Consider the following 23,371-nt stretch of genomic DNA (forward strand, 5'->3'; position numbering starts at 1 on the left):
GGATTAATCGTGCGCTTTTATTCAATTAACCCCTGACCAAGCTATAAAGATTTTTCGATATCCTCTTGAGAGGTATGACGAATATCTTTGCCGTTCACGAAGTAAATAACGTATTCCGCGATATTTTGACAACGGTCGCCAATTCTTTCCAATGAACGTACAGACCAAACCAAATCCATAATTTTTGGAATAGAACGCGGGTCTTCCATCATGTAAGTCATGATTTGACGCGTCAGTGCTTCATACTCTCTGTCTACTTTTGCGTCTTCTTTGTGTACTTCAAAAGCACGCTGTGCATCCATTCGAGCAAATGAATCAAGCACATCATGTAACATCTTAGATACCAGTCTGCCCATGTTCTCTACATTCACAAGTAGGTGCTGCTGATCTTTAGTGAATGAATCCAATGCCACTTTGGCGATGCGCTCAGCTTCGTCGCCTATGCGCTCCAAATCCGCAATGGTTTTTGCAATTGCGACAACTAACCTCAAGTCACTTGCAGCAGGCTGCCTTTTAGCAATGATGCGTGTACACTCTTCATCAATGTTTACTTCCATTGCATTAACTTTGTAGTCATTCTCACTTACTTTACGCGCTTTTTCCGCGTTGCTTGTACTCACCGCATCCAATGCAAGGTTTAGTTGCTGCTCAACTAACCCACCCATGCTCAATACATGGTTTCTTACGTTTTCCAGCTCTTCATTAAAGCGGCCAGAAATGTGCTTATTAATATTGTGTTCCATCTAAAACCTACCTTCTTATACCAACCCAACACAAAGTTGCCCTTTTCAGGGCAAGCGACACCTCGCGACGTTAACCGTAACGACCTGTGATGTAGTCTTCAGTCTTTTTCTTTGTTGGTGTGGTGAATAATGTATTTGTATCCGAGTACTCAATGAGTTCACCCATATACATGAATGCTGTTTGATCAGATACACGTGCAGCTTGTTGCATGTTATGTGTGACGATAACAACAGTATACTTATCTTTTAGGTCATTAATCAGCTCTTCGATTACCAATGTTGAGATCGGGTCTAGTGCTGAAGTTGGTTCATCAAGTAACAATACTTCCGGTTCAATGGCTATCGAGCGTGCGATAACCAAACGTTGTTGCTGACCACCTGACAAGCCAAATGCACTGTCATGCAAACGATCTTTAACTTCATCCCAAAGTGCTGCACCACGCAATGAACGCTCTACAACTTCATCAAGCTTACGCTTGTCTTTAATACCTTGTAGACGAAGGCCGTAAACAACATTTTCATAAATAGACTTAGGGAAAGGGTTTGGTCTTTGGAATACCATACCCACGTTGCGTCGCAGTGCTGCAACATCCACGCTCTTGTCATAGATATTTTGCCCTTGAAGGTTAATTTCACCTTCAATACGACAACTATCTACCAAGTCATTCATGCGGTTGATACAACGCAATAATGTTGACTTACCACAACCTGATGGGCCGATAAACGCGGTGACTTGGCCCTTTGGGATCAACATGTTGATTTTACTCAGAGCCTGCTTGTCACCATAGTAAAGGTCAAGGTCTTTGATCTCTAAAGCTGTTTGCTCTGGGCTCAAGTTTGCAAGATCCAATTTGTTGTTAGCATCTGCGTTATTTACTTGTGGCGCTACTGTAATCATAAAGGGATACCTATTTTAAATCTGTACTATTAGTGCTCTAGAGCTCTGAATTTTTCACGTAAGTGGTTACGAATACCAATTGCGGTAATATTAAGCGCAATGATCACTGTAACAAGTAAGAACGCCGTCGCATACACTAACGGACGTGCCGCTTCTACATTCGGGCTTTGGAAGCCAACATCATAGATGTGGAAACCCAAGTGCATAAACTTACGATCTAAATGAATATATGGGAAGTTACCATCTAACGGTAGTGTCGGGGCCATCTTCACTACGCCCACCAGCATTAGAGGCGCAACCTCACCCGCTGCACGTGCTACCGCAAGAATCAATCCCGTCATTATGGCAGGGCTTGCCATTGGTACAATAATACGCCATAGCGTTTCAGCTTTTGTTGCCCCTAAAGCTAAAGAGCCGTGACGTACAGAACTTGGAATACGTGATAAACCTTCTTCGGTAGACACGATAACAACTGGCAAAGTCAAAATCGCCAGTGTTAATGCTGACCAAATAACACCCGGAGTACCAAATACAGGGCTTGGTGCAGCTTCTGGATAGAATAATTGGTCGATTGAGCCACCCAGCATATAGACAAAGAAGCCAAGACCAAAGACACCATAAACAATTGAAGGAACACCCGCTAAGTTAATAACGGCGATGCGGATCATCTTAGTCACTGCATTTTTTGCTGCATATTCATGTAAGTAAATTGCAGCAACAACACCAAATGGGGTCACGATAACAGCCATCAGCATCACCATAAATACAGTACCGAAGATTGCAGGAAATACCCCACCTTCCGTATTCGCTTCACGTGGATCGTCGCTAATGAACTTACCCGTTTGTGAAAAGTAATGCCCCACTTTAGAGAAGAAACCCATATTGTTCGGGAACCACACATCCAATACCTGATAAAGTGGCAACGTTACTTCTTCACCGCGCATGTCTCTCACAACAACATAGTCACGCTTTGCATCAGCGCGCAACTCGAATAAGCGCTTTTCATATACTTTATAGTCTTCTCTTAGCTGCGCTCTTTGCGCTTCTAGATCCGCTTTAACCTCATCAGTTAGTTCGTTATCTAACTGGTAACCACGTTCTTTCAGACGAAGTCTTTCTAATTCATAGTTAATGTGGCCAATGTCACCATTTTGAAGATCCAAAGCCTCTTCATTTAGCTCGACCGCGCGTTCAACAAGAAACTCTAATCGCTCAACAGGCTGCTGTGTAACGGCTTTGCCATCTTCTATGACACGGACAACATAGCCATAAAAGTTACCATTTTTGCTACGTTCAAATACCGCCATGTTTTCTGGCACTGTACGGCTTTGAATATCTGTCGTCAAAATCCAACGAAAATCCAGTTCGACGTATTCACGGTTACCCGTTTTGACCAGTAAACGCTCAATGTACTCATCTTGATAGTCAGATAAATCGTAACCTGCAGCCTCTAAACGCGTTCTAGGTACCATCTCGCGGTCATAAATCTCACCAATTACAGTTTGCTTTGCAACGGATCCTTCTAACTCAAATTCTACAACCTCAGTTGGCCAAAAGAAGCTAAGCCCCTTCCAAGCAATCATTGCCAACAGGCCAATTACAGAGATTAAACTGATGCTGACTGCACCACCTGTCATCCAGATCCACGGAGATCCTGACTTAAACCATTGTCTTACCATGTCATCTCACTCCATTACATTGAGCTGTACTTTTCACGTAGCTGCTGACGAACAAACTCAGCCACAGTGTTAAAGATAAATGTAAAAATAAACAGTACAAATGCAGCTAAGAACAGGATCCGGTAGTGTGAACTACCTACCTCTGACTCTGGCATTTCAACCGCAATGTTCGCAGCTAACGTACGCATACCTTGGAAAATACTCCAGTCCATAATTGGTGTGTTACCTGTTGCCATTAATACAATCATGGTTTCACCCACCGCACGACCCAACCCCATCATCACGGCGGAGAAGATACCTGGACTTGCTGTAAGCAGTACAACACGCACCAATGTTTGCCATTGTGTGGCACCCAATGCCAAAGAACCGTTAGATAAATGCTTGGGTACGCTAAACACCGCATCTTCAGCGATTGAGAAAATTGTTGGAATAACGGCGAAGCCCATCGCAATCCCCACGACAAGTGAGTTACGTTGGTCAAACGTCAAACCAAGTTCATTTGTTAGATACTGACGCACATTACCACCAAACATCCACACTTCGATGCTGTCACTGATGGCAAATGATAACCAGCCCACAATCAGTACAACTGGGATAAGTAACACTGAATGCCAGCCGTCAGGCAATAAGTGGCGAATTTGTTTAGGCAATTTGGTCCAGCCAAATGCAGTACCAATAATCGCGATAGGCAACAGTACGAGGAGAGCCACAATCGCAGGTAAATGTTCCTCGATAAGCGGGGCAAGCCAAAGACCCGCTAAGAAACCTAAAATAACCGTTGGTAGGGCTTCCATAATTTCAACTGTAGGCTTAACTACTCTGCGTAATTCCGGCGACATAAAATAGGCTGTATAGATTGCAGCTGATAGAGCAATGGGAACAGCAAATAACATAGCGTACATCGCGGCTTTGATCGTACCGAATGAAATGGGTACCAAAGAAAACTTAGACTCAAAGTCATCACTTGCAGAAGTTGACTGCCATGTATAAGCAGGTTCTGGGTAGCCTTCATACCATACTTCTTGCCAGAGCGCTGACCAAGTCACTTCAGGGTGTTCGTTATGTAGCTCAACGACATTTAGTGTGTTACCTGATAACAGCAATGCAGCATTCGCACGTGGAGACACAGCAAACTTTTCAATTGCGCCGTCCATCACTTTACCTTGCCACAAATGCGCTTCACTGGTTGTGTAATACAAACCGAGTTCGCCTGTGTCCGTCGTTGTGAAGAAAGTACGGCGATAAAACTCACTGAAAATATCGACTTTTGCACCTTTTACACTTTCGAAAGAACGGATTTTGGCAAACTGGCGACCCTGTTCCGTGTTTACTTCAAACCACTGAGAGACTTCCCCATTATCATTACTCAACATCAAAGAGTTAGCGCCTGCGAGCAAACTCATATTGACTAAGTTGGCATTTTCTTCATTTGCCGCCAGTAGTTGGATCTGCTTGACATCGTCTGCAAAACGCGTGTCAAAGACATAAATTTGATTCGCTGAGCGAATGAAAACTCGCGTTGTATCGGGCGAGATCAGCATCTCATCAACACGACCTTCTATCGGAAGCTCACTACGCTCGACACTCCACTCAATTTCACCACTGAACATGTTTTCTTCTGCGCTAAACGATGCAAAAAGCACACGTTTATCTGCCATTTGAGCAACAACAGCCGTTTTATCTTCGTAGTGACTAAATACAAACTGTTTAATGGCCTGACCTTGATCATCAACCAGTAGCTGCTCACCATCCAGCGGGTAGCTCAACCTTGGTTTCATAACGCGTTGATTGCCAGGAAATGAAATTAAAAAACTTGGCTTAACCAGCTGTACTTGACCGTTGTCCAAACCATAGGCATAGATACCTAAAAACGGTGCACTTTGAGAAAAGCTTGTCACTTGACCATTTAAATCAACAGCCAACGCGCTGAGCTTATCGCCAGCGTTTTGACCCTTAATTTGATAAAAATCGACTTGGCCGTTGTTATCAAGTAAATATGCAATTTCGGTTTGCTCTTCCATACCCAAGCCAAAATAGGTCTTGTCACTTTCTAGGGTTATGTCATTACGCTTGGTGACGCTAGCAGATTCGAAAATTGGCTGCACGACGTAAAGTAAATAGAAGAAGATCAATAGCAAAGCAACCAAAACCATTACCCCGCCTGAGGTAATTCCGAATTGGGCAAAGCGGTCTTTAAAGAGACGGCTTCTATCCGTTTTGAAGGACGGTTTTTGCGGATTGGAAGTCATCAAAACACCTTTTTATTATCAAGTTGCGGCGCATTATATTTCATCAAGATGACAGTTATGTTACATGACCCATGATGAAATTGTTGCTTTTTTTAACTTTAACTATTAACACTAAAAGGTTTTTTTAATGTATCTAGTTTTCATTTGCATTTGTTTACAAAGCAACTGTCATCTTATTGGAAAATTCCCCCATGTTTACTAGGCTTAACAGGCGATAAATCGCTTTTCCACCACCGCCGTAAAGGCATTTAATAATAAGAGACATGTGATATGAAGCAGTTAGTATTAACACTTATAGGTAAGGACCGGCCTGGTCTCGTAGAACAGATATCTGCCACTATTTTGCAACAGCATGGTAATTGGGCAACCAGTAACCTCAGCCATTTAGCAGGTCAATTTGCAGGTATTGTACTCGTCGAAGTCGCTGAAGAGCATTTGCAATCATTGCAAGATGCCCTTCACGAAATACCAGAGCTAGAAGTCCGAATTGAACATGGTGAACAAAACCAAAATGAAGTTAAGATAGAAAAGCTTAATTTAGTGATAACGGGCAATGATCGCCCAGGGATAATTCAAGAGCTATCAAGCGTTATTCGCCATAAAGGCGCGAATATTACGCACCTGAATTCACGACAGCAAAGCGCCCCGAATTGGGGAGTGCCCATTTTTAGCGCATTTGCGACGGTAAGTTTGCCTCCAGGCACACACAAAGAAAACGTTGTTGACGCATTAGAAGCTATCACCAGCGATCTAATTGTCGACGTTGAACCTGACTAAAGTTGATATCAAACAACGTATTTCGTCAAATCTAAGTTACTCTTATATGGCAGAGGAATGGAACCACTGCCATATTACCTTTCCTCTTCGCATATTTACGCACCTTGTACCTATTGTCATATAAGTGTCACATCGCAGACATACTCTAGAAAAAGCTACTGTTACGACGGAATGAAAAATGCACGCATTATCTAGTGACCCACAAGCAATCAGTTTTTTTGCAAAAGAGCTCAGTTGGCTCTCGTTTAACGAACGTGTTTTACAAGAGGCTAAAGACAAAAATAACCCTATAATTGAACGCATTCGATTCTTGGGGATTTTCTCAAACAATCTAGATGAGTTTTTCCGTGTTCGAGTCGCAGACGTGAAACGCCGAATATTACTGAGCAACTTGCCGGATGCAAACTTTGAAGAAAACGAAGCACTACTGAATCAGATCCAAAAGAAAGTACTGTCGCTTGGTAAAAAGTTTAATCACATTCACAAGCAAATCTTTAATGACCTAAATGCGCATAATATTCATGTTAAACAGCCAGAAGAACTTTCAGAGTTTCATCAGGCGTGGCTTCACGACTATTTCAATGATCAAGTTTTACAATACCTTTCGCCTATTTTAGTCACTGAAAGCAAAGATTACTCTGATCTGATCAATGACACCATGACCTACCTGTTCGTAGAAATGCGCAGTGAAAACGAAAAACACCATCATGCCCTATTGGAGCTCCCCACCGATCGGTTGGAACGGTTTGTCATACTGCCTCCAGAAAAAACGCGCCGGCAAAAAACCATTATGCTTTTGGACGATGTGGTGAAGTATTATTTACGTGATGTATTTAGCAACTTCCTTTCATTTGAGCATATCGAGGGCTACGAAATTAAACTCACTCGAGACGCCGAATATAACCTGGATGACGAACTTGAAGAAGGTTTGTTGGATAAAATGTCCAGAGGCTTAAAACAGCGCCTGTATGCTGAACCGGTCAGGTTGACCTACGATGAGGCCATGCCTGATAGCATTATGAAAGTCATGAAAAAGCGTTTAGGCGTGACTCAGCAAGATGCTCTGATCCCAGGAGGCAGCTATCGGAATTTCAGGGATTTTATTGCTTTTCCCAACGTTGGTAGAGGCTATTTGGAAAACAAGCCTCTGCCCCCATTAAAAAGCAGCGCTTTTGATCGACATGACAGTGTTTTTAAAGCCATTTCACAACAAGATATTCTACTTTATTACCCTTATCACAGCTTCAACCATATGTTGGAGTATGTACGCCAAGCGGCATTCGACCCCAAAGTGACACACATAAAAATCAACATTTACCGTGTTGCAAGCCGCTCTCAGTTGGTCGCTTCGCTTATAAACGCAGCAAAGAATGGCAAAAAAGTGACCGTTATGGTCGAGTTAAAAGCCCGTTTTGACGAGCAAAATAACATCGAATGGGCCAAGATGCTGAGTGAATATGGCATCAAAGTCATGGTGGGCCTACCTGCACTCAAAGTACATAGCAAATTATGTGTGATTCATCGTAAGGAAAAAGGCAAAATCGTCAAATATGCGCATATCGGCACCGGTAACTTCCATGAAAAGACAGCACGTATTTATACTGATTTCAGTTTATTCACCAAACACCCTGAGATTTGTAATGAATGTGACGATGTCTTTAAGTTCATAGAAACCAGCTATAGACCTTTTAAATTTGACCATTTAATGATTTCCCCCCTCAATGCGCGCGAAAAAATATACTCGTTGATAGCGCAAGAGGTGAGTCATGCCAAAGCGGGGAAAGTTGCTCGAATCACTGTCAAAGTAAACAACCTTGTGGACAAAGAGCTGATTGATAAACTCTATTGTGCTGCGCGCTCTGGTGTTAAAATTCGCATGATAATTCGGGGCATGTGCGCCTTGGTCCCGGGGTTACCTCGTTTTAGCGAAAATATTCGCGTGATCAGTATAGTAGACCGCTTTTTAGAGCACCCGAGAGTTATGGTGTTTGAAAATGCTGGCGAACCTCAGGTCTATATTTCCTCGGCTGATTGGATGACACGAAACTTAGATCATCGAGTAGAAGTCGGCGTTCCCATTTATGATGAAGCACTAAAACAGTTGATCATTGACACATTGGAACTACAATTCCGAGACCGTGTTAAAGCACGACTAATTGATAGTGAACAGAAAAATAATTATGTGAACCGAGGAAATAAGAAAAAAATCCGCTCACAGATAGCAATTTATGATCACATAAAAAAATGGGAAAGTAGTAGGACATAAAATGACAAAATACCCCTCTTTTGCTGCCGTAGATTTAGGCTCAAACAGTTTTCACTTAGTGGTGGCAAGGGAGGTCGATGGCAGATTACAACTGTTACACAAAGAAAAGCATCGCGTTTACCTTGCAGCTGGTTTAGATGAAGATTTTGTCCTAAGTGAAGACGCTATAGTTCGAGCGCTTCATGTACTTAAGCAATTTGCAGCAACATTGGCAGGGTTTGAAAAAAAACATGTAGAAGTGGCTGCAACTTATACCTTGCGTAGTTGTCAAAACTTACGCCATTTTCTTAAGCAAGCCAAAGCGGTTTTTCCTTACAAAATTAATGTCATCTCGGGGCAAGAAGAAGCTCGATTAATCTATCAAGGTGTCTCTAATTATGTCCATGACGATAACAATCGCTTAGTGGTTGATATCGGCGGCGGCAGTACAGAAGTAATTATTGGTAAACACCAGTCTCATAAGCTGCTGACAAGTCGCGATGTGGGCTGCGTAACTATGAGTAAACTGTATTTCCAAGACGAAAAGCTCACAGAAAAACGATTTAAAAAGGCGATCATTCATGCCGAACAATATATCGAACCTGTGACCGCGATATACCAAAAGACCGGCTGGCGATCCTGCCTTGGTACCTCTGGTACAATCAAAACACTGAGCGCAATTAATGACGAACTGTTTGCATCCAAAGTGCTTACCTTAGATTCTTTAAGAGATATCCAAGCACACTTAGTTTCTGCTGGTGAGCTTAAAAACGTGCACATAAAAGCGCTACCTGACGAACGAAAGGCCAGCATTGCTGGGGGACTGGCGATTTTAATTGCAGCGATTAACCAACTCGGGATCGAACAACTTGAATACTGTGACTACTCCCTTCGAGAGGGCTTGCTCCACGAACTTGCACAAAATGAAGAGTTTGATATTCGTACACGCACGATCGACTCATTTGCGGAGCAATACACGGTAGATGAGCAACATGCCAAACATATCTGTCAAACATTAACGCAGTTCTACAACGCCGCAAAGCCAATTTGGCACTTGGAGGAGGGAGATCTCGCACTTTTAAAATGGGCGGTCTATCTTCACGAAGTCGGTATTGCCATTAATTCATCGGGTATTCACAAGCATAGCGCGTACATTGTGCTGAATAGCCAGTTACCTGGTTTTACACAAGAACAACAACAACAGCTCGGCGCGCTCATTCGCTTTCACCGCAAAAAAATTAAAACACAAGACCTCAATGAACTCGTTGACGCAGAATCTAAACCGCGTTTTTCTCAGCTGTTAACGCTAATGAGACTGGCTATCTTATTCCACCAGAAGCGCCAAAAAACACAGGTTCCGAAACATGAAATGCACATTTCTAAACATAATATCGCTTTAAAATTCGATTCCACTTGGTTGGAAGAGCATTCACTGTTCGCAGCAGATTTAGAACAAGAACAGCACTACTGGAAATCATTAGACATCGACTTGTCTATCGACACGACAATGCACTTAATATAAAGGCACAATACAATGCGTAGACGAGCGATTACTCGTCTACCTCTGTTGCAACCGCAAACATCTCATCGCCATATGCACGACTTTGAATGATCAATTCAAATAAAACTTGCACTTCAGTTGCTGGTCGAATCGCATTGAGTATCAGCTCAGCTTCCGTTAGATTGTTACGCTCTACCTCAATTGCAAGGCGAAGCGCCCCCCCAATAAGCCCTTTGTAGTTTAGCAACGCACTACTTAAGTTGGGATCGAGGGAAAACTCATCAACAATCACCGACAGTTCAACATCTAAAATAGCGTCTAATACAGACATTAATCCGATTAAGTATCCCTGCTCCGCCATCTCATCGCCACCAGGGGCTAAGAACAACTCTAGAAACTTCGCCCGATTTAGCCCCAGCTTCGTTAACTCGGTAGGCTTATCTGCACCCAGCTCACTAAGTGCCAACACTTTCACAAACTGACGGATCGCATCTTCGCCAAGATATATAACGGCTTGGGAAATCGAGCGAATTTCAATACGGTCTTCACCCGCTTTGGCATTGGCAAGTTTAAGTACGCGCGCGGTGAGGCTGAGATCTTTTGCCACTCGCGCCTGCACTTCTTTAAAACACAGAGATTTTTTTGCAGTACAGCGAAGTAAATCAAAAACCGCTAATTTTGAAGGTTCCACATTACCGTGATTGAGCATCTCGGGCTTGGCAAAGAAAAAGCCTTGGAAATAATCCGCCCCAGCGCTGCGAATAAAATTAAACTGCTCGAGCGTTTCGATGCGCTCAACCACCACTTGGATATGCGGATATTGCCTTTTTAGCTTTTTCACCATCATCGTAGTTTTGATAATTGGTAACTCGACTTCGATTTTAACAAAGTCCACGACTTCAAGAAGCGGCTCCCAACGCGCATCCCCATCATAGTCATCTAGTGCGAAGCGGTACCCTACCTTGCTCAGCTTACTGACCGTTTTAGTCAAGCTTTCAATGTCTTTTGAACGCTCAACAATTTCCACCACCAATCCTTGCGGACTGAGCAGTTTAGGCAATTCTTGAATCAGTGTCTCGTCAGAAAAGTTGACAAAGGCAAGCGACCCTGCGGCAAGTCTGTCCAACCCAATGAACAATAGAGAATTAAAAAACAAACGTCCCGTTGCCAAGCCGTCGCTAACGCCACTAGGAAAAACGTTGTTGTGAGAATCTCTGTACAATAATTCGTACGCATGCACTTGTTGCTCACGATTCAAAATGGCTTGGCGGGCAATATACTGTACGGCATTATTTTTTACCTTGGCAGTTTCACTACTCATTAACATCCTTCACTCTGTGCACGCAATCGAGGCATCCATAACTTCAGCATATGAGAAGTTGCTCTGCGGGGCAAATAAAATACATAGAGAAAATAAACGCGTTCGAATTTATTCTACCCCGCTTGTTCGACCAAGATAACGTGCAATAAGATAATATCAGCGACTCAATAGACAAGAAGCCAGCCATTGCTGACTCCCTCATGCTAAATTATTCCGCGACCAACTCTTCGCAACGGTAAAAGCCACCCTGTTGTGCTAACGCCTTAACTAACTCAGGCAAAACTTGCTCCATGGTTTGCTTGAGTATGTATGGAGGGTTAATCACAATCATGCCTGAAGCGGTCATACCGCGTACGTCTGTATCTGCTGATGTCGCTAATTCAAATAATTGAATATTTCGAATCCCCGATGCCACCAGCGCTTCTTCCATCTGATCGATTCGCTCTCTATCTACTACTGGGTACCAAATCATGTAGGTGCCAGATGTAAAACTTTTATGCGCCTTCACAATGGCTTTTACTGCTTTTTGATAATCTGTTTTTATTTCATAAGGCGGATCCATAAGGACGACGGCCCTTCTCGATTGAGGCGGTACCAGGCCAATTAAACCTTTAAATCCATCTTCACCTTTAACCCGCAAAGAACGTTTGTGCTCAGTGTTTTTTTGCAGCAGCGGCAAATCTTGTGGGTGAAGTTCAAAAAACCATCCTTTGTCTTGCTTTCTTAAGAATTGTTCAGCTACTTTTGGTGACCCAGGGTAAAACGCCAATTTATCTTTATTAAAGCCACGCACCATGTCAACATAACGCAAAATAGCGTCGTTACTGCCGTCATAATTCATTAACTTACCAATGCCATCTGCAAACTCTTGTGTTTTTTGTGCATCGTTGGATGCAAGCTCAAACAAACCTGCACCGGAGTGTGTATCAATATAATCAAACGGCTTATCTTTACGAGTCATGTAAGATAACACCTCAGCCAAAACTAGGTGTTTGATAACGTCAGCCGGATTACCAGCGTGAAAAGAGTGTCTATAACTAAGCATAAGGCGCCTTATATGCTGAACATAATTGCTTTTTGAAAATTAGTCTCAATTCACTATGCGCGAAATATGACCGCTTTAATGAATGACAAATGAACAAAATACGAAGTTATCGGAATTATCTCTCAAAACGGCGCAAAAATCAGTATAAAGCTACGTAATTACTGGTAATAGAACCCACTTTGCTTTACATTTGCATGACAAATCACAGTGATAAGAGCGCATTTAAAATGAACGATATTCTTCCACAACTCGAACAGCTGATAGATCAACTCATTGGAAAAAATGAGCAACTTGAACAACAAATTGCGTCGTTAAAAGAACAAAACAGTAAGCTAGTTGATGAAAATGAAACATTGCAACTAGAACTGCTAGAACGAGAAGAAAAGCAAAAAGAAACGAGCACTACGCTGAGCAGCTTACTTGATAAGTTACAGAGTGCCCATCAGGCGAGCTAATGACGGATAAAGTAAGCCAGGTGGCAGTTACCTTATTGGGTAAAAGCCACCAGTTTTCATGTTCTGAAGGACAAGAGCAGGCCCTTGTCAACGCGGTTGACTTGCTCAATAAGCGGGTTGATGAAATGAAGCGCAGAGATACGGTCCGTACCGATCAAAATGCATTGCTTATGGCTGCGTTACATTTATGCCATGAATATCAAGCCTTGCAACAAGAACAGCAGTCTGCAAAGCAGTATAGCCAACAACTGGCCCAACGACTTCGCACTCATCTAGAGGATAAGTAAGATGCTGCATGTGATAAAAGCCAGCCTCTTACTTATCACGATAACGCTCATCCCGCTTTCCACTTTTGCTAACAGTTGGCATACGATAGACAAGCACACCATTTTACTCGAGCCGCACAAAAATGCGCAGTTCCTTATTCCAAATCAAGCGCTCATTCAAGGTGATAAATGCGCAGCTTTGATTGATAGTCACGGAGACTTTGTCGCTTTAGAATTGTTGATTGCGAAAATAAGAGGAAGATTAACTGTTCCATTGTGCTATCTCATTGCAACTAATCTAGATATCAAGCAACTTAGCGGGATGAGTTTACTCAAGGGCGCCTTTCCCAATGCGCAAGTACTCCTGCCACATAGTACCCATATCACTACTTCCACGGTGAAAGATGCAATCAATTTGGAGCTTTCGGAAAAGCTATTTGGATTTGAACAGAGCTTAACCTTAAGTAAGAAGCGGGTCGCACAGGCCGTTCCGGATCAACAACTTCACTGGCATGCCAAGCTTGAGCAAGCAGAGCAGCGTTTAACACGTTGGCGCGCACTCCCCTCAATTGAATTTCAATCAGTCTCGGTAAGTACACAGTTAGACCTGGGTGCTTATACTTTACGCCTGACCCCTGAAAGTGGTTACAAAGGTGCGACATTAAACGTGTACAGTCCAAAAAATAACGCGCTGTATGGCGGACACAGTTTGGATCTCCTGCCCTATATTGCGCAGCCAAATACCCTTGAATGGCAAAAAAGCTTGGCAAATTTGTCACAGCGTAAAGACATTAAGTGGGTGCTGCCTGGATATGGCAAACCCTATAAAGCCGACCAACTTATATTACCAGCCACTTTTTTAGCACTTGTCAATACCGCCCACTCATCTCAAGCGCTCGATAAATTGGCTTACCAGTATCAACAACAAAAGGTCGCCCGTGCGCGTTTTGATACTCACTATCAGCAAGCCACAAAACAAAAAAGTCCCAACAAGGTTTTGAACAAATAACCACCAAAAGGTATAGTGGTGGACATGAACTACTCCATCTATTTTATGATGAAAATAAATGCTGTCCAATGCGTCTGTTTATTAACGAAAAAGTACGCATTAACGGTATTTGCGTGTGTCACACTCACGCTGATGTTGTCAGGGTGTAAGCAAACCCAAACTCAAACAGCGAGCAAAAAAGAAGTACTCAATGCCCTGTTGATCGAAGTTTCTTCGGCAAGCAACCCTAAACCCACACTTGCAGTTCAAGCGGTGGCGCAACCTTCCATACCTAAGCCTTTTATAGAAAAAGACTTGTGGCAACATATTGCTCTCAACTTACAGTTTGAGCTCTCTCCGCATCCGAGGCTGAAAAAGCGCATTGATTGGTATTTGTCTCAGCCACAATATTTAATTAAGGTCAACACACGCGCAGCTCCGTACCTATACCACATCGTAAAAAAAGTTGAGCAGCAAAAACTCCCATTGGAACTCGCACTCCTACCTTTTGTCGAAAGTGATTTCCGACCACATGCCGTCTCCAAACAGCATGCGGTTGGAGCATGGCAGTTAGTTGACGCGACCGCTTACCATTTCGGCCTTCAGAGCAATGATTGGTATGATGGCAGAAAAGATGTCTTAGCAGCGACAGACGCGGCACTGGCGTATTTAAAATATCTTCATAAAACGTTTAATGGTAACTGGCTACATGCCATTGCGGCCTACAACTCAGGTGAAGGGCGGGTAAAAAGTGCCATCAAAAAAAATCGTAAAGCGCGCAAAAATACCCACTATTGGCATTTATCACTCCCCAAAGAAACATCTGAATACGTTCCAAAGTTACTCGCGCTAAGTTATCTGTTACAGCACCCAGAGACTGGCTTTAAAAGGCCGACTCTGCCAAATCAAGCTACAACGACAATTTTAGATGTCGGACAGGAGTTTAACTTTGGCATTTTGGCGAACCTATTACAGATCAATAAACAACAGCTCCATGCTTTAAATCCGGGCTATTTAAGACATCAAAGCCCAACCGACGGCCCCCACAAAGTACTTGTGCCTCTAACAGAAAAGGCATTGATGCAAAGCGCTTTTTATCGTGAACAGTTTAGTCGCCGCTACACCGTAAAACAAAATGATACCCTCTATGGGATCGCTAGGCGCTTCTCGACTTCTGTTAACAAGATTAAGCAACTCAATGATAAGCAAAGCAACCTCATTATCGTTGGTGAGCGCATCCTTATAAACCAAGCAAATATAGACCGCTCATTAACAGTGGACTATCAAATAAGCCCCTACTTACAACAACAAGTCCCCACTCAGCAAGCCACAATTGAGCATCACCATACAATAGAATCCGGTGACTCACTATGGGAGCTTAGTCTATTTTACAAGGTCCCGCTCAAAGACTTACTCGACTGGAATAACCTCCAAGCTGCCAGTATTTTATCACCCGGTAATGTTTTAATTTTGCACCTACCCGCAAAACAGGCTCCACAGCCGACACAACCACTGAATACGCCAAGCTACTTGGATAAGTTAGAAAATGCGGTAAATAGCTCAGAAGTGCCGAGTTCAAACGTCCCTAACTTGCCCCAATGACAGGCTGTGACGTAGAATACAGGCCCACATGATAGAGATATAAATAAGAGCAGATATGCAAATAGCAAAAGACACCGCAGTGGAGTTTCATTACACACTCAGTGAGGGCACTGAACAAATCGAATCAAGCACTAAGGGTGAGCCTCTCAGCTACCTACATGGACAAGAAGGGATGTTACCAGGGCTTGAGCAAGCACTTGAAGGCAAAACTGCGGGTGATAAGTTTTCGGTGACACTGGAACCAAAAGATAGCTACGGTGAATATCAAGAAGGCCTAGTACAACGCATTCCAATCAAGCACTTACAAGGCTTAGGAAACAATAAAGTATGGAAACCAGGCATGAGTGCCATTGTTGAGTCAAACCAAGGTAGACACCAAGTAACCATCGTAAAAGTGGGACGCTTTAATGCAGACTGTGATCTTAACCACCCGTTTGCAGGTAAGACGTTAACATTTGCTGTTGAGGTCGTGAGTGTAAGGCAAGCGACAGCTGAAGAATTATCACATGGGCACGTGCACGGTGCTGGTGGTTGTGGAGCGCCGGCTCAAGAAGAACAAAGCTGTTCAACAGGGTGTTGTGATTAATTAAAAGGAAAATATATGCAACCCGTTGCCATCATAACTGGTGGCAGCTTCGGTATTGGCAAAGCCATTGTTGAGAAGCTGCAAAGCCAAAATTATCACGTCTTTAATCTTGATATTCAGCCTAGCGACGCTGGTGAATATCGTTACTGTGACGTCAGTGACGTTGAGCAGGTCAAAAAAGTGATTGCTGATATTATAACTGAAGCAGGCCGAGTCGACGCTTTAGTTTCAAATGCAGGTAAACATTTGAGCGCCACGATAGAACAAACAGATGAGGCGACACTTGACGCAATGTTCGCACTCAATGTGAAAGGGGCCTATAGCGCCATTCAGGCCGTTTTACCCACGATGAAGCAACAGCAAGACGGTAAAATTGTACTCATGTCGTCTGATCAAGCGCATGTTGGGAAACCCAATTCGTTCGCATACAATCTAACTAAGCATGCGCTCGCCTCCATGGCCAAAACCACCGCCTTAGATTACGCACCCTATAACATCCGTGCTAATGCTGTTTGCCCTGGTACAATCGAGACCCCACTCTTTCATAATGCCATTGATAACTACTGTGCAAAAAGTGGAGCAGATAAGGCACTAATTGTCGAAGAAGAAGCTGCATTACAACCACTTGGCAGGTTAGGCCAGCCCAATGAAGTCGCCGCATTAGTCGCTTTTTTACTGAGTAACGACGCAGCCTTTATTACGGGTAGCTTACAGACAATTGATGGGGGCTACACAGCACGCTAATGAATATTATCGACCCCCATCTACATTTTTTTGATTTGTGTAAAGGCCAGTATACTTGGTTAAAAGACAGTCCACCGAGTTGGCCCAATATTTCCAAAATCTGCCAAAACCACCTGCCAGAAGAGCTATCTGGTTCGCCAGAAGTCGTGCTGCACGGCTGTATTCATGTAGAAGCGGGATTCGATAACCGGCATCCCATTAAAGAGCTTAATTGGCTCAGTGAGATCTTGCCCAATTTGCCATATAAAGCCGTTGGCTACGTCCCTATTGATGCCGAACACAACACCTTTTGTGATAAATTGAGTGCACTTTCACATCCAAGCTTGGTTGCGGTAAGGGACATTACGGAAGGTCATGACGCAACACGCTTATTGGCTGATACGGTCGCCGATAATATTCAGCATTTGGACCAATGCGGCTATCACTTCGAAGCGCAGTTTGAGTTCACCCATCATGCTGTTATAGATAAAATAGTACACATATACCGCGCGCTACCTAATGCCGTATTAGTCATCAATCATGCAGGCTTCATGGAAGCGGGACAGTCATGGCAACACGCGATTAAAGCGCTCGCTAGCATAGAAAATTGCGTCATTAAATTTTCAGGCCATGAATTGCTCACCACCCCAATGAACCTAGAAAAGCAACTTAGTCTCTTATTGAATACATTTGGAGAAGACAGAGTCATGCTTGCCTCTAATCATCCTGTGTGCTTGATTGAGCGAAGCTTTGTTCAACAATGGCAACATTACTTTGACCTTGTTACCCACGTCGCACCACATGCGTGGCAAAAGCTAAGCTTTAGTAATGCAAAGCGCTTATACAAATTAGGGAGTTAAGAGCGGATTTGGACTAAATCAAAGGCGGTTAAACTCGGTACAATATCCTGCAGTCGCTTTTCAGTATTATCTAGCGAGTTTAAGCACTCACAGTACTCATTCGCCTTTTCTTCTAACTGATACGCTTTTTGCTGTAGTGACTTATCGATCTCTTTGGAGATGATTTCCATTCGTTGGCCCATATCCGAAAAACGGCTTTCAATATTACCTTCTCTGGACTTAAAAGCGTCTCCCACCGAAACCAATATTGCACCAAGTGAGCCATGCACGGCAGAGTGAATTTTCCCGCTGATTTCTTTCGTAAAAAAATCATCTATTTTTGATAAAGACTGTGGAGCAATAAAGTAAAAATCTTCTCCGCGTTTAAATTTATCCATCAACGCGCGCTCAACATACTGAAGTTGGGTTTTCAACACTTCAGGGTTGTTGTCAGACATCCCTTCAACAACCTGTTCAATGGCGCTCAGCCCTAAATTAACACCATCCGTTGCTAAGTTCACCAGCTCAGGAACTGTGTCTCGAATCCCTTTCGCATACGCTTGTAACACCCGTGTTTCTTGATCATCTAACTTAATCCAACGTCCTTTTACCAGCAATTGATTATCGTTATTGATTTGTACCCGAGTTTGGCCATTATCAAGAATACGAATTACGGAGTCAGTGATAATTAAGCCATGTCCCAATTCGACATCACACTTCTCGTCCGCAGAAACATGCAGGGATGTGCCGATGAGCACACTGAACAATAGAGACTTAATTTTAGATGTGGACAAACGCATACTACCCCCAAATTCGATACTATGAGGGTAGCAAATTTTAATTTTTAACCAAACCTATTTTTTCTTACTCACACGCGGCATAACGCATTAAACGCACAAAAGCATCTGACGTTTTGCTACTCGAGCTATCATTTAGACCATCTTGAAATTGATATGTCCACGCTCGGCTTGGATCTTGTATGCTCGTTGTGCTGCTCCAATAGTTACCACTGTGGTTACCTAAGAAAACAGTTTCGTTAATGGCAGGATCTTCACAGCTGCGTTCCACAATCGAAGAAAGTTCTTTGACATTGGGTAACTGCCAATTGTCAAAGTTAGCCACACGACTATTCTTCGCGGCCGACAACGCTTCTTGCCAGTTTAATTTTTGCTCGGCATTGTCACAAGACTCGGTCTCAGCATTATAAACAAACCCAAACGTGCAGCGTTGCCACATAATGTCGGTTTTTTTATCACATACCGTACCGTCATTATTCACCACAAAACGGGATTCTGGCGTTGTATAAGGTACTGAAGTTTCGGTTGCACAGTCTTGTGCTAGTACTGAACTACTCAACAACACACAAGATAACGCTAATTTAGTTCGCATCTTCATCTCCTCTTACAAGCCTTACATAAGCGGTATTACCCTTGGATTCATGCACCGTATTACCTGTTGCCATATCAACAACGTAGGCACTCGTTAGCTTTGCATCTATGCCTTCTGTCCCCCCAACATAGGTTTGAATCGTCCAAAAATGTAAGTGATTAAGCAACGTCACATCTGGCATATTGGGGAAAAATTCAGGATCCAGTACATGTGCACCTTGTCGTCCAAAGTCCACGATACTCATTAACTCGGAATAACTAGGTAAGCGCCAAGTACGACCACCACAATATGGATCGCCAGCTTGCGTGTTAACAGCACTGATTAAGTTTTTAATACCGCAATGATCTGAATGAGGGCATGGTACTGGATTTGGCATCACCGTATTACTGTGAATTAAATCATCCATGTCGTCAGGATCTGTGACCGCCCAAGTATAATGGTTTTGCGCATTTCGAATCGAAGTAGCTGGTAGGGTACCTGCTGTCGGCTCTTTGACTTCCCAGATCAATCCAGTGATATTATCACGTACACAGCTAAACGTGGTGGCGTCATTACTTAACTCTTTACCATCGGCGTCCAATTTAGTGAAATCAAACGCCAGCTTGCCCTTACCCTCTTTGGCAATTAATTGCGATACACTGTCCCGACCAAGGTCTGCATCTTGACCCGGGAAGTCATCATCTGAACATGTAATGGACTCGGTATTGTTATAACAAAGCCCTGCGCCGCTATCGTTAAGATTACTGAGCGGTTTTTTAGAAATCGTCACTTTGACTTCATCGTCACCCGTTCGATTCGCCGAATCAGTCACTGTCACTTTAAAGGTGGCCGAAATCACATCGGTGATATTAGGTGCTTGAAATGTTGTTTTACACGCTGTGTCGTCGGCAAGTGAAATCGTCGAACCAGCACTGGTTTGCTCCCACTTGCAGTTGTATTGTCCATCTACCGTTACACTACTGGTTGCGTCTAATGTAACATCATCAAACTCCAACACTTGTTGATCCGTCCCTGCATTAGCAAGCACGACCTGTGCATTTTTTGCTAACGCAACACTTGTGTCCGTCGAGGTACTCCCACCTTCATCGTCAGTGATAGTAAGGCGCCATATCGCAGTTTGATTTTCTGCCAACAGGGGATGCACGAAGCTTAACGTCACCGCACTTGTATCTGTCACTTTGATCGTGCTTGGACCTGATATCTGTTCCCACTTGTAGCCAACTACTTGACCGTTCGCATCAGGGTCCGAAGAGTCCGCTGCGGACAGGACAACCGTGTCTAGATATTTTGACGGCAGCGTGTCAGGACCTGTTTGTGTGATCACCGCAACGGGTAATTGATTATTAGAGGTAATATTTACGTTTAAAGTATCACTAACAAGTGCCCCTGCGGGGGTTAGATAATCTACTTTTAAAACGGCAACGCTATTTGCTTTAACATCAGGAGCAGTGACCGTCAATTCCTCTCCAGCTTGCGGAAAGCCATCAATAGAGGGGCCAGATACTATTTGCCAATTAAAGGTACCGCCCGATGGAGAGGCCACAGCCTTGAGTGTAAAATCGTTTTTTTCTATTACTGTGACATCTTGTCCTGCATTGATGCTGGCACCAACCACTTCTTGATCCGAGCCGCCAGATCCGCCGCAGCCGCTAAGCATGCTACTCACGGCGAAGAATACGAGCGATTTTTTCAACATTACTACTCCTAACTGACCACCTCCATGTCATGTTAGAGGTAGCTATCTTGGTGAATTCGAACAAACAATTTAGTGCCAACTTTACTGTAATCAACTTTATATTCGCGACCATCCAACGATTGAATGAACAGCAGCCTTTTGACTTCGCTGAAAACATCGGCACTTGATATTTGCACCACCTCTAAATAGCGCTCTTTAGCTTCCCGTCGATTTCTAGGTAAATCTTCTTTAAACGGAATCAAGCCCGTCGCCGTTACCTTAATCTTGGGGTGTGTTTCCCCATTCACGATCACTAAATCGAGCTTTTTATCTTTATGGATAATGGTATTACGACCACTTTTAATAAAGGCTCTATCGAAGCTCATGTATATATCCTGTTACTTCACTTAGCGGTGGCGACTTGATCATGCAAGTCTTTTACCACCTTTTCTGGATTTGATTTCCAGTGGTTTAAAATGTTAGCAAATTGCCAAATATCCCTGTCCAACACGTTCGCTGGTAGAATTAGATCATAGCCAGTCACTGTCTTTAAATTTTGCATCCTATTTGCAAACATAGCCATTAGACCTGTGTATCTACGCCCTGTAGGCGACTGAAAACTGGTCTCTTCAATGAGCCATTCTGATGGACAATTGCCATTTTCGCAATGTATTTTAACAGCTTGTAAAAAAATATGCCGCTGTTCAATTAGCAGTTTCCCAGCCAAACGGGGGGTTAGCTCTGCTAAAAACTCATCAATACTGTTTAGTTTAATACCTACAGCATTTAACTCAAGGTTTTCAACTCCTTGAGTTACAAAAGGAACGCCACTTGAGTGAAAGTTACTATGAGAGACTCGCATTACGCCAAATTTGTGAACATAATGAAGCGCCTCAGTACTTAATTCAATACTAAAATATGGTTGCTGACTTTTTAAAAAGCCCAGTAATATTGAACAGATAGCGGCAGCAGCCAATGCTAACTCTAATATGGTTGGCGGTGTCGCCCTAAGTGTCACAAACACCATAACAATTGCTAAACATATCGCGCCGGCAAGCATAAACTCAATACTGTGACGGTTTGCCTGCGCACGCAAAGACACCTTATGCATAGTAAAACCACCAATAAAAAATTAGCATAGCTATCAGCCATACTAATAATTTACGCAACTGCATACACCTTTTGCAGGGCTTCGCTTTACTCATTTCAGTAACCTTTTAGGTACACAGGGAAAATCTCTGTTAGATTTTCGTTTAATACACAAATATACAGGATATCCGCGATTTTCTCATTCTGGAATTTTTGTACACTAATCATCTACATTTAGTGAGATTAATTTATGCGTGCAAATCAGTCGGGCAAAGCCCTTTTTCCTACTTTTATTTTAATGCTAATAGCATTATGCGGCTATCTCTATTTTCCCAGTTCGCAAGGGAGCAATGAAAAACGCCCAGATCGCGCAGTGCAAGTCACAGTGCACGAAGCAAGCACTCAAGATCGCGCCGTCACTGTCAATGCCGTAGGATCAGCACGAGCCAACCAAGCGATTGATATCACAAGCTCGCACAGTGACTACATTAGTGAGATTTTATTTCGTGATGGTCAAACCGTTACGCAAGGCCAAAAGCTAGCTCAACTACGAAATGATCAAGAATTACTCGCTGTCAAAGAGTTGACGATCAACCTCAAAGAACAACAGAGACAACTTGTTCGCCTAACTGAATTGGCTAAAACGCAGTCTACTGCACGCTCTCAGCTGGATGCACAACGCTCTGCTGTAGAGGCGTTAGCAACTCAATTACAAGCGACAAAATTAAAACTCGCAGAAATGGAAATATCCGCCCCGTTTGATGGCATGCTCGGTAAACGCCTGATCTCGGTCGGTAGCTATGTTGATGACAATACGCCACTGACGACACTAGACGATATCCATACCATCAAAGTTGATTTTCAACTACCAGAGAAATACCTCGCAAAGATTTCATTGGGCATGCAAACTTCCGTGACCAATGACGCTTATCAAGGTGTGATGTTTTTAGGTCTCATATCTCATATCGACCCACGAATTGATGAATCTACTCGCAGTATTCAAGTCACCGCAAGCTTTAAAAATACAAACTTACAATTGCGTCCAGGTATGCTACTCAATGTTGCGGTACAGCTTGAACAGCTGAATGCCATCATGTTACCGGAAAAGAGTATTATTCCTAGACAGGACCGCCACTACGTTTATGTGGTTGAAGACAGCAAAATAAGGCAACAGCAAGTAACCCTGACTTCTCGATTCAAAGGCTGGGTTGCAATAGAAGGTTTGCAGGCTGGTCAACTAGTGGTGACAGAAGGTACCACCAAAGTGCGTAATGGCAGCTTAGTTACGATAAAGGGATAGT

General features: G+C 43.2%; 22 protein-coding genes. 11 read left to right on the forward strand and 11 right to left on the reverse strand.

What is annotated here, in order from left to right:
• Positions 1-41: 41 nt before the first annotated feature.
• The 4 genes from phoU to L1286_RS07650 form a co-directional block, all read right to left on the reverse strand.
• Positions 42-743, reverse strand: coding sequence for a phosphate signaling complex protein PhoU (gene phoU / locus L1286_RS07635; RefSeq protein WP_235406310.1), 702 nt, complete (start codon positions 741-743; stop codon positions 42-44).
• 70 nt (positions 744-813) lie between these two features.
• Positions 814-1,641 carry a phosphate ABC transporter ATP-binding protein PstB gene (pstB, locus tag L1286_RS07640; RefSeq protein ID WP_063358700.1) on the reverse strand — a complete coding sequence of 276 codons (828 nt, stop codon included), beginning with the start codon at positions 1,639-1,641 and terminating at the stop codon, positions 814-816.
• 29 nt (positions 1,642-1,670) lie between these two features.
• Complete coding sequence (pstA, locus tag L1286_RS07645; protein WP_235406311.1) at positions 1,671-3,320, reverse strand: phosphate ABC transporter permease PstA; 1,650 nt, start codon at positions 3,318-3,320, stop codon at positions 1,671-1,673.
• Positions 3,321-3,334: 14 nt separating this feature from the next.
• On the reverse strand, positions 3,335-5,569 hold the full coding sequence (locus tag L1286_RS07650) for an ABC transporter permease subunit (protein WP_235406312.1): 2,235 nt from the start codon (positions 5,567-5,569) through the stop codon (positions 3,335-3,337).
• A 270-nt stretch (positions 5,570-5,839) separates the two neighbouring features.
• Here L1286_RS07650 and L1286_RS07655 point away from each other — a divergent pair, with 270 nt between their 5' ends.
• The 3 genes from L1286_RS07655 to L1286_RS07665 all read left to right on the forward strand — a co-directional run bounded on the left by L1286_RS07655 (position 5,840) and on the right by L1286_RS07665 (position 10,113).
• Positions 5,840-6,346 (forward strand): glycine cleavage system protein R, encoded by a 507-nt coding sequence (locus L1286_RS07655; protein WP_235406313.1) that lies wholly within the window; start codon positions 5,840-5,842, stop codon positions 6,344-6,346.
• A gap of 178 nt (positions 6,347-6,524) precedes the next feature.
• Complete coding sequence (gene ppk1 / locus L1286_RS07660) at positions 6,525-8,612, forward strand: polyphosphate kinase 1 (RefSeq protein WP_235406314.1); 2,088 nt, start codon at positions 6,525-6,527, stop codon at positions 8,610-8,612.
• Position 8,613: 1 nt separating this feature from the next.
• Entirely contained in the window at positions 8,614-10,113 is a 1,500-nt protein-coding gene (locus tag L1286_RS07665) for a Ppx/GppA phosphatase family protein (RefSeq protein WP_235406315.1), read from the forward strand.
• Between the two features lie 28 nt (positions 10,114-10,141).
• Here the strand turns inward: L1286_RS07665 and L1286_RS07670 are convergent, their stop codons facing one another.
• Both L1286_RS07670 and L1286_RS07675 read right to left on the reverse strand, forming a co-directional pair.
• Positions 10,142-11,419, reverse strand: coding sequence for an EAL and HDOD domain-containing protein (locus L1286_RS07670; RefSeq protein WP_235406316.1), 1,278 nt, complete (start codon positions 11,417-11,419; stop codon positions 10,142-10,144).
• A 202-nt stretch (positions 11,420-11,621) separates the two neighbouring features.
• Entirely contained in the window at positions 11,622-12,458 is an 837-nt protein-coding gene (locus L1286_RS07675) for a 23S rRNA (adenine(2030)-N(6))-methyltransferase RlmJ (protein ID WP_235406317.1), read from the reverse strand.
• A 227-nt stretch (positions 12,459-12,685) separates the two neighbouring features.
• Between L1286_RS07675 and L1286_RS07680 the strand changes: the two genes are divergently transcribed.
• Genes L1286_RS07680 through L1286_RS07710 form a run of 7 tightly spaced genes read left to right on the forward strand, consistent with a single transcriptional unit; the run spans position 12,686 to position 17,938 of the window.
• The gene (locus L1286_RS07680; protein ID WP_235406318.1) at positions 12,686-12,913 is read left to right on the forward strand and encodes a DUF904 domain-containing protein; all 228 of its coding nucleotides are present in this window, start codon (positions 12,686-12,688) and stop codon (positions 12,911-12,913) included.
• Positions 12,913-13,200 (forward strand): cell division protein ZapA, encoded by a 288-nt coding sequence (locus L1286_RS07685; RefSeq protein WP_235406319.1) that lies wholly within the window; start codon positions 12,913-12,915, stop codon positions 13,198-13,200. Before L1286_RS07680 ends, L1286_RS07685 begins: the two co-directional genes overlap by 1 nt.
• Before the next feature lies 1 nt (position 13,201).
• Positions 13,202-14,188: a hypothetical protein gene (locus L1286_RS07690; RefSeq protein ID WP_235406320.1), complete on the forward strand. Its 987-nt coding sequence runs from the start codon at positions 13,202-13,204 to the stop codon at positions 14,186-14,188.
• Positions 14,189-14,212: 24 nt separating this feature from the next.
• Complete coding sequence (locus L1286_RS07695; protein WP_235406321.1) at positions 14,213-15,769, forward strand: transglycosylase SLT domain-containing protein; 1,557 nt, start codon at positions 14,213-14,215, stop codon at positions 15,767-15,769.
• A gap of 55 nt (positions 15,770-15,824) precedes the next feature.
• Complete coding sequence (locus tag L1286_RS07700; protein ID WP_235406322.1) at positions 15,825-16,355, forward strand: FKBP-type peptidyl-prolyl cis-trans isomerase; 531 nt, start codon at positions 15,825-15,827, stop codon at positions 16,353-16,355.
• Positions 16,356-16,370: 15 nt separating this feature from the next.
• Positions 16,371-17,099: an SDR family NAD(P)-dependent oxidoreductase gene (locus L1286_RS07705; RefSeq protein WP_235406323.1), complete on the forward strand. Its 729-nt coding sequence runs from the start codon at positions 16,371-16,373 to the stop codon at positions 17,097-17,099.
• Complete coding sequence (locus L1286_RS07710) at positions 17,099-17,938, forward strand: amidohydrolase family protein (protein WP_235406324.1); 840 nt, start codon at positions 17,099-17,101, stop codon at positions 17,936-17,938. The genes L1286_RS07705 and L1286_RS07710 overlap by 1 nt, the downstream gene beginning before the upstream one ends.
• On the opposite strand, the gene L1286_RS07715 is transcribed toward L1286_RS07710, so the two are convergent.
• The 5 genes from L1286_RS07715 to L1286_RS07735 form a co-directional block, all read right to left on the reverse strand.
• Positions 17,935-18,717, reverse strand: a complete 783-nt coding sequence (locus L1286_RS07715; protein WP_235406325.1) for a YggN family protein — start codon at positions 18,715-18,717, stop codon at positions 17,935-17,937. The genes L1286_RS07710 and L1286_RS07715 overlap by 4 nt on opposite strands.
• A gap of 64 nt (positions 18,718-18,781) precedes the next feature.
• A complete protein-coding gene (locus tag L1286_RS07720; protein WP_235406326.1) occupies positions 18,782-19,306 on the reverse strand; it encodes an Lcl C-terminal domain-containing protein in 525 nt (174 codons plus the stop codon).
• Positions 19,296-21,002, reverse strand: a complete 1,707-nt coding sequence (locus tag L1286_RS07725; RefSeq protein ID WP_235406327.1) for an Lcl C-terminal domain-containing protein — start codon at positions 21,000-21,002, stop codon at positions 19,296-19,298. Before L1286_RS07725 ends, L1286_RS07720 begins: the two co-directional genes overlap by 11 nt.
• Positions 21,003-21,034: 32 nt before the next feature.
• The gene (locus L1286_RS07730) at positions 21,035-21,367 is read right to left on the reverse strand and encodes a hypothetical protein (RefSeq protein WP_063358685.1); all 333 of its coding nucleotides are present in this window, start codon (positions 21,365-21,367) and stop codon (positions 21,035-21,037) included.
• A 17-nt stretch (positions 21,368-21,384) separates the two neighbouring features.
• Positions 21,385-22,092, reverse strand: a complete 708-nt coding sequence (locus L1286_RS07735) for a DUF2982 domain-containing protein (protein ID WP_235406328.1) — start codon at positions 22,090-22,092, stop codon at positions 21,385-21,387.
• A gap of 228 nt (positions 22,093-22,320) precedes the next feature.
• On the opposite strand from L1286_RS07735, the gene L1286_RS07740 reads away from it, so the two are divergent.
• Positions 22,321-23,370 (forward strand): efflux RND transporter periplasmic adaptor subunit, encoded by a 1,050-nt coding sequence (locus L1286_RS07740; protein ID WP_235406329.1) that lies wholly within the window; start codon positions 22,321-22,323, stop codon positions 23,368-23,370.
• The last annotated feature ends 1 nt before the right edge of the window (position 23,371 follow it).

Origin of the sequence: Pseudoalteromonas sp. SMS1 (genome assembly GCF_021530565.1) — a bacterium.
Taxonomy (GTDB): domain Bacteria; phylum Pseudomonadota; class Gammaproteobacteria; order Enterobacterales; family Alteromonadaceae; genus Pseudoalteromonas.

What these genes read in the sequence shown, in the direction of transcription:
- pstA (WP_235406311.1), bottom strand. Translation starts at nt 3,320, where the DNA reads ATGGTAAGACAATGGTTTAAGTCAGGATCTCCGTGGATCTGGATGACA.
- L1286_RS07685 (WP_235406319.1), top strand. Translation starts at nt 12,913, where the DNA reads ATGACGGATAAAGTAAGCCAGGTGGCAGTTACCTTATTGGGTAAAAGC.
- ppk1 (WP_235406314.1), top strand. Translation starts at nt 6,525, where the DNA reads ATGCACGCATTATCTAGTGACCCACAAGCAATCAGTTTTTTTGCAAAA.
- L1286_RS07680 (WP_235406318.1), top strand. Translation starts at nt 12,686, where the DNA reads ATGAACGATATTCTTCCACAACTCGAACAGCTGATAGATCAACTCATT.
- L1286_RS07675 (WP_235406317.1), bottom strand. Translation starts at nt 12,458, where the DNA reads ATGCTTAGTTATAGACACTCTTTTCACGCTGGTAATCCGGCTGACGTT.
- L1286_RS07720 (WP_235406326.1), bottom strand. Translation starts at nt 19,306, where the DNA reads ATGCGAACTAAATTAGCGTTATCTTGTGTGTTGTTGAGTAGTTCAGTA.
- L1286_RS07705 (WP_235406323.1), top strand. Translation starts at nt 16,371, where the DNA reads ATGCAACCCGTTGCCATCATAACTGGTGGCAGCTTCGGTATTGGCAAA.
- L1286_RS07740 (WP_235406329.1), top strand. Translation starts at nt 22,321, where the DNA reads ATGCGTGCAAATCAGTCGGGCAAAGCCCTTTTTCCTACTTTTATTTTA.
- L1286_RS07730 (WP_063358685.1), bottom strand. Translation starts at nt 21,367, where the DNA reads ATGAGCTTCGATAGAGCCTTTATTAAAAGTGGTCGTAATACCATTATC.
- L1286_RS07725 (WP_235406327.1), bottom strand. Translation starts at nt 21,002, where the DNA reads ATGTTGAAAAAATCGCTCGTATTCTTCGCCGTGAGTAGCATGCTTAGC.
- phoU (WP_235406310.1), bottom strand. Translation starts at nt 743, where the DNA reads ATGGAACACAATATTAATAAGCACATTTCTGGCCGCTTTAATGAAGAG.
- L1286_RS07655 (WP_235406313.1), top strand. Translation starts at nt 5,840, where the DNA reads ATGAAGCAGTTAGTATTAACACTTATAGGTAAGGACCGGCCTGGTCTC.
- L1286_RS07700 (WP_235406322.1), top strand. Translation starts at nt 15,825, where the DNA reads ATGCAAATAGCAAAAGACACCGCAGTGGAGTTTCATTACACACTCAGT.
- L1286_RS07670 (WP_235406316.1), bottom strand. Translation starts at nt 11,419, where the DNA reads ATGTTAATGAGTAGTGAAACTGCCAAGGTAAAAAATAATGCCGTACAG.
- L1286_RS07650 (WP_235406312.1), bottom strand. Translation starts at nt 5,569, where the DNA reads ATGACTTCCAATCCGCAAAAACCGTCCTTCAAAACGGATAGAAGCCGT.
- pstB (WP_063358700.1), bottom strand. Translation starts at nt 1,641, where the DNA reads ATGATTACAGTAGCGCCACAAGTAAATAACGCAGATGCTAACAACAAA.
- L1286_RS07710 (WP_235406324.1), top strand. Translation starts at nt 17,099, where the DNA reads ATGAATATTATCGACCCCCATCTACATTTTTTTGATTTGTGTAAAGGC.
- L1286_RS07665 (WP_235406315.1), top strand. Translation starts at nt 8,614, where the DNA reads ATGACAAAATACCCCTCTTTTGCTGCCGTAGATTTAGGCTCAAACAGT.
- L1286_RS07695 (WP_235406321.1), top strand. Translation starts at nt 14,213, where the DNA reads ATGAACTACTCCATCTATTTTATGATGAAAATAAATGCTGTCCAATGC.
- L1286_RS07690 (WP_235406320.1), top strand. Translation starts at nt 13,202, where the DNA reads ATGCTGCATGTGATAAAAGCCAGCCTCTTACTTATCACGATAACGCTC.
- L1286_RS07715 (WP_235406325.1), bottom strand. Translation starts at nt 18,717, where the DNA reads ATGCGTTTGTCCACATCTAAAATTAAGTCTCTATTGTTCAGTGTGCTC.
- L1286_RS07735 (WP_235406328.1), bottom strand. Translation starts at nt 22,092, where the DNA reads ATGCATAAGGTGTCTTTGCGTGCGCAGGCAAACCGTCACAGTATTGAG.